The 5,284-nt window shown below is 59.1% G+C and carries 4 protein-coding genes; 2 read left to right on the plus strand and 2 right to left on the minus strand.

Features of this window, described 5'->3' with window-relative positions; translation table 11 throughout:
• Positions 1 to 313: 313 nt before the first annotated feature.
• Positions 314 to 1,327 carry a tryptophan--tRNA ligase gene (gene trpS, locus CPT76_RS20795; RefSeq protein ID WP_105444326.1) on the plus strand — a complete coding sequence of 338 codons (1,014 nt, stop codon included), beginning with the start codon at positions 314 to 316 and terminating at the stop codon, positions 1,325 to 1,327.
• 126 nt (positions 1,328 to 1,453) lie between these two features.
• On the opposite strand, the gene CPT76_RS20800 is transcribed toward trpS, so the two are convergent.
• On the minus strand, positions 1,454 to 2,320 hold the full coding sequence (locus tag CPT76_RS20800; protein ID WP_105444327.1) for a LysR family transcriptional regulator: 867 nt from the start codon (positions 2,318 to 2,320) through the stop codon (positions 1,454 to 1,456).
• Between the two features lie 205 nt (positions 2,321 to 2,525).
• Here CPT76_RS20800 and CPT76_RS20805 point away from each other — a divergent pair, with 205 nt between their 5' ends.
• Positions 2,526 to 3,440 carry an NADP-dependent oxidoreductase gene (locus CPT76_RS20805; RefSeq protein WP_105444390.1) on the plus strand — a complete coding sequence of 305 codons (915 nt, stop codon included), beginning with the start codon at positions 2,526 to 2,528 and terminating at the stop codon, positions 3,438 to 3,440.
• Positions 3,441 to 4,170: 730 nt separating this feature from the next.
• Here CPT76_RS20805 and CPT76_RS20810 read toward each other — a convergent pair.
• On the minus strand, positions 4,171 to 5,284 hold a 1,114-nt coding region (locus CPT76_RS20810), incomplete at its 5' end, for a stalk domain-containing protein (protein WP_105444328.1).

The following is a 5,284-nucleotide window of genomic DNA, read 5'->3' on the forward strand; positions in this document are numbered from 1 at the left end:
TGCGGGCTGGCTCCTTAGGAGGTTCGTCGATAAACGTCTTATAGCCGTTGAAATGTGCTTTGGTACTGGGGACTTGTCTTGAAGCTTGACCTAAGGAAGGCATGAGCTTAAGACCCACTCCCAAGCGTGGTATCGGCGTCTATCGTCGGTCCTTCTGCCCGATCAACTAAAGCAAAACTCAAAACTGCATGATTGAAGGAGGTGATGGCCATGGATGACGGCTGGTGGTGGCGTCCCGGGAAGACCGGGTTACTAGACATGTTCGCTAATGAAGTTCCGTATACAAAACAATTTCAATTCAGGAGGAATAACCATGACAATTTCAACAAACTCACAACCCAAGGACATTGTCCTCACCGGAGACCGGACGACCGGCAAGCTGCATCTCGGCCATTACGTCGGCAGCCTGAAGAACCGGGTGCAGCTTCAAGAGCAGTACGAAACCTATATCATGCTGGCGGATGTTCAGGCACTGACCACCCATTTTCATACGCCGGAAATGCTGGCGGGCAGCGTGCGCCAGGTGGCGATGGACTATTTGTCGGTAGGCATTGATCCCGACCAGGCGACGCTGTTCGTGCAGTCGATGATCCCTGAGATCGCCGAGCTGACGGTGTTTTATTCGATGTTCGTGTCGGTCAGCTCGCTGCGCCACAACCCGACGATCAAGAGCGAAGCGGCCGAGCGCGGATATGAGGATCTGTATTACGGTTTCCTCGGCTACCCGGTCAGCCAGGCGGCGGACATCACCTTCTGCAAAGCCACCCTAGTTCCCGCAGGCGATGACCAGATCCCCCATATCGAGCAGACGCGCAAAATCGTCCGGCGCTTTAACGAGCTGTACGCCCCCGTCCTGGTGGAACCGCAAATCATCGTGGGTGAGCGGCTGGATGGGCTCGACGGTTCAAGCAAAATGAGCAAAAGCCTCGGCAACGCCATCTCCCTCGATTCCACCACGGATGAGGTCCGCAGCCGGATTCGCAAAGCCCCAACCGATCCGGCGCGCGTGCACAAAACCGATCCCGGCCATCCGGAGGTCTGCACGATTTACGGGTATCACCGGATTTTTCGCTCCGAGGACAGCGGCAATATTCATGACATGTGCACCCGGGGCACGCTCGGCTGTGCCGCCTGCAAAGCTAAAATCACCGGAGCGATCGAAGAGGTGCTGGAGCCGATCCGCGAACGCCGCGCCCGGTATGAACAGCGTCCCGGCGACATCGACGACATTCTAATGGCAGGTACCACCAAAGCCCGCGAGGCCGCGCGCCAAACGATGGGCGAGGTGCGGGAGGCTATGGGGATCAACTATTTTGACCGGAGATAAAATAGCAATAAAAATGGGCTGCCCGGAACCCTCCGGTTAGCCCATAGGAGAATATCCGTCCAAGGTGATACGGCAAAGCCGTTCCTTGGGCGGTTTTTTTGATTGGTAATAACGAAGCGGCACGCTTTAAAAGCTCTGGACCAGGAAGTCCCGAAATTCGCGCGCAGATTGGGATAAATAACGCTCCTTTTGCCATGCGATTTGGTAAGTACGCCGACAGACCGGTTCCTCGATCCGCAGCACATGAAACGAAAATCCGATCCGATCTATCAGTGTCTCAGGGATAAAGGCGATGCCTTCCCCCGCCCGGATAAAATGGCCAACGGCCGAATGCTCATCCACCTCGCACACAATATCCGGCTCAAACCCGGCCTGCCTGCAAAACTGATCCGTCATTTTCCGAAATGGATTGCTGCTCTGGATGCAAATAAAAGCCTCCCCCGCCGCCTCGCTTAACCGGATGCTGCTGCGGCCCGCAAACCGGTGTGACGAAGGCACAGCCAGCAAAATTTCTTCCGTCAAAAAGGAAATTCCCTCGATGCCCGGCTGCTCGATCGGTGGGAACGTGATGCACAGGTCCAGCTCCCCGCTTAACAGCTTATCCCGCTTTTCCTGCTCTCCCGCCTGGGAAATTTGCAGCCGGATCTGCGGATGCATCCCCAGAAAATCTCCGATCCGGTCGGAGAAGCATTTATGCGTGGTCGTCGCCAGATTCACCCTGCCTTTCTCCGCTCCCGCCAGATCCTCGAGTTCCCTTTTTCCGTCTTCCAGGGCGTTCAGCGCGGTCTCCACCCTGCGCAGATAGGCCCGGCCAAAGGCGTTCAGCCGGATCTGCCGCCCCTTCCGGTCAAACAGCGGTACGCCCAGGTCCTCTTCCAGCCGTGAAATCGTCTTGCTGAGGGCAGGCTGGGCAATGCGCAGTTCCTCTGCCGCACGGGTCATGTGCTCAAGTTCGGCAACTTTGCGAAAATATTGAAGCTGCAGCAGCTCCATCGAAATCCCTCCTTATATACTAAAGGTTATTAATAAATAGCATTATATATATTTTTTATTATTTATGATCGATTATAGAATAAATAGAGGCCGAAGGCGAGAGAGGCTGCTCGAACTCACCGCAGGAGGCATGAATTAAAAGCTCTGGATATCACTATATTCAATGACCGAAAGGATGATCGATAGCATGACAGAACAACAGACAATGAAAGCGGCGGTGATCCGCGCGTTCGGTCCGCCAGACGTACTGCATACGGCGGATGTTCCGCTCCCTTTACCCGGCCCTGATGAGGTCAGGGTTCGCGTAAAAGCGGCCGGCGTTCAACCGTTCGACCTGGCCGTCCGTGAAACGGGATGGATCCCGCCTGGTCTAAGCATCCGGTTTCCGCAAATTCTCGGTAATGACTTCGCCGGAACGATCGAGCAGGCCGGAGACCACGTAACGGACTTCGCGGCTGGCGATGACGTGATCGGATGGGCTCTGCTGGCCAGCTACGCCGAATACGTCGTCGTTCCCACCAGCCAAATCGTACGTAAGCCGCCGGGCATCCCTTGGGCAGAAGCCGGGGCGCTCGCAGCTTCGGGGCAAACCGCCCACACCGCCCTGCAGGAGCTTCGCGTCGGGGAGGGCGATACCGTCCTGATCCATGGCGCCGCCGGCGGGGTCGGCACCATGGCCGTCCAGCTTGCCCGTGCCCTGGGCGCCACGGTTATTGGGACCGCCAGCGAGCGGAACCACGACTACCTGCGCGCCCTGGGGGCCATCCCCGTCGCCTACGGCCCCGGCTTGGGCGAGCGGGTCCGTGCCTTGGCTCCCGGCGGCGTCGATGCAGCCCTCGACGCTGCCGGGAGGGATTCGCTCCGCGTGTCCGTGGACCTCGTTCCGGACAGGGAGCGTATCGGCACGATCGTGGACGGCGAGCTTGCAGCCGAGCTCGGCGTCCGCATGATCCGCAACCAGCGCTCGGCCGCGCGGCTGGCCGAGCTGGCGGAGCTCTGCGCCGCGGGCAAGCTGGAGGTCCGCGTCCGCAGGACCTTCCCGCTGGAAGAGGCCGCCGCGGCGCACCGCGAGCTGGCCAGCGGGCACGGCCAGGGCAAGATCGTGCTGGTGATCAGGTAAGGGAAGTTTCTACTGAAGTCCGCACCGTTCGCCCGAAATCAGCGGTTTGGTCGTGGAAGCGGAGCACCGTCGCATGGGCGTGGGCCAGAAGCTGGTCGGCCGGTGAATCGGTTGGGCGAGGTTAAAGGCCTATGCGCAGATCGGTGTGCATTAGAAGAGAGCAGAAGCGGGTTTTGAGATTACGAAGGGGTAGCAGATGTGATAGCTGATGCTGTAGTTACCTTTGCCTGCTGGGTTACAGCAGCAGGAGCAGCGTTCAGGGCAGGGCTATCAAAGGGCCTTAATCAGAGAAGTTGGGCACCAGTCGGCTACGCCCTTACAGGCTTCGGAGCCGATGCTCTCCCTGCCCTAATTAGTTGCCTTAGCGCAGCAGGCATGCTCCCCTCTTCCCCGAATCCAGCGGAGCGGCCGGATTCATGCTGGAGAAGCGGTAGCGGCCGCCTAATAGCTTTCCACAAGAAAGCTACATCGGAAGCATAAGCTGTGAGCGAATTTCTTCCCCATCGTCCATTCCCAGAAATTCGCGAGCAACAGCGGTCGGAAGCATGAGCCGGACGCGCAGCGGGCTTACAGGATGGCTTCGGAGCGCACGCTCTCAAACACTACAGGCTTCGGAGCGCACGCTCTCAAGCATTACAGGCTTCGGAGCACCCACCCTCAAGCATTACAGCTTCGAAGCCTCCGCAATAAACAAGGGCTCCCCCATCCGTGGAAGCCCTTCTCGTGTTTATTATGGATTGATAAATGCCGTTCTCAGCTTCGCCACGTACTGGACGTCGAAGCCGAGGCCTTGCGCCAGCGCTGCCAGCGGTACGTACGTCTTCGATTCCTTGCCGACCTTGTTCAGAAATGCCGGTGCGCCGACGGCGACTGGTTGGCCGTTCACCTTCACGGAGCTGGCGCCGATCGTGATGACGACCGTGTTGCCCGCGTAACTGATCGTCGCGCTGGACGTCTTGCCGTCCCACTTGGAGGTGGCGCCGACCGCGTTCACGATGTCCTGGATGGCCACGAAATTCGCGCCGTTCTTGATGACCGGCTTGTAAGGCGTGTTCAGCTCCTTGCCACCGACGATGATGCCCATCGGCGCGCCCGCCTCGTGAACAGCCAGCTTGGTGTAGCCGCCCCAGATCACTTCGGAGAAGACTTTGGCCATCGCTTCATACCCCATCTGGTTCGGGTGGATGTCCCGATCCGCGATGATATGCGTCATCGTGCCCTCGCCGCCGACGAACTCCTTGGCCACATGGGCCACTTTGACATTGACGCCCTGCGACTGATAAGACGCCGCCATCTTGTCAATGACGTCCGTAAAAGCCTGGGCTGCCTGCCCCAGCTTCGGATACAGCGCCTTGTCGGCGATTTCCGGCATCGGCTGGTATTGGTCGGCGACCACGATCAGCGCGTCCGGATTCAAGCCGTGCAGGTCGTCCAGCACGACCTTCATGCTGTCCGAGTACAGCTTGAACAGCTCCTGCACGCGGTCGGACAGCTGCTGGTCCGTCATTTGGCTCCCGGTCTCAAGCAGCTGGGACATGTCGTTGCCGCCGATCGTGACCGTAATGGCGTCCGCGGCCTTCACGGCCGCTTGGGTCTGTGGAGCCGCTGCGCCGATCTGGGCGGTCCGGGGATCCGGCAGGTTCGGCTGAATCGCCTCGGCACCGATCGGCTGTCCGGCTGCGACGGCTTCCACAAAGTTTTGGAGCCCCTGGCTCTTCAGCCCGGCAATCCCCACGTTCAGCGTTTCCGTCCGGCCGTGAAGCAGCCCCTGCTCCTGCAGGCGGTCCACAAAACCGTAAGGAACGTCCTTCTCTCCTTTGCCGGGCTCATAGCCGACGGTTAAC

It is taken from the genome of Paenibacillus sp. AR247 (genome assembly GCF_002968895.1).
Lineage (GTDB): Bacteria > Bacillota > Bacilli > Paenibacillales > Paenibacillaceae > Paenibacillus_AQ > Paenibacillus_AQ favisporus.

Coding starts and splice junctions, on each gene's coding strand:
- trpS (WP_105444326.1), top strand. CDS start 314: ATGACAATTTCAACAAACTCACAACCCAAGGACATTGTCCTCACCGGA.
- CPT76_RS20800 (WP_105444327.1), bottom strand. CDS start 2,320: ATGGAGCTGCTGCAGCTTCAATATTTTCGCAAAGTTGCCGAACTTGAG.
- CPT76_RS20805 (WP_105444390.1), top strand. CDS start 2,526: ATGAAAGCGGCGGTGATCCGCGCGTTCGGTCCGCCAGACGTACTGCAT.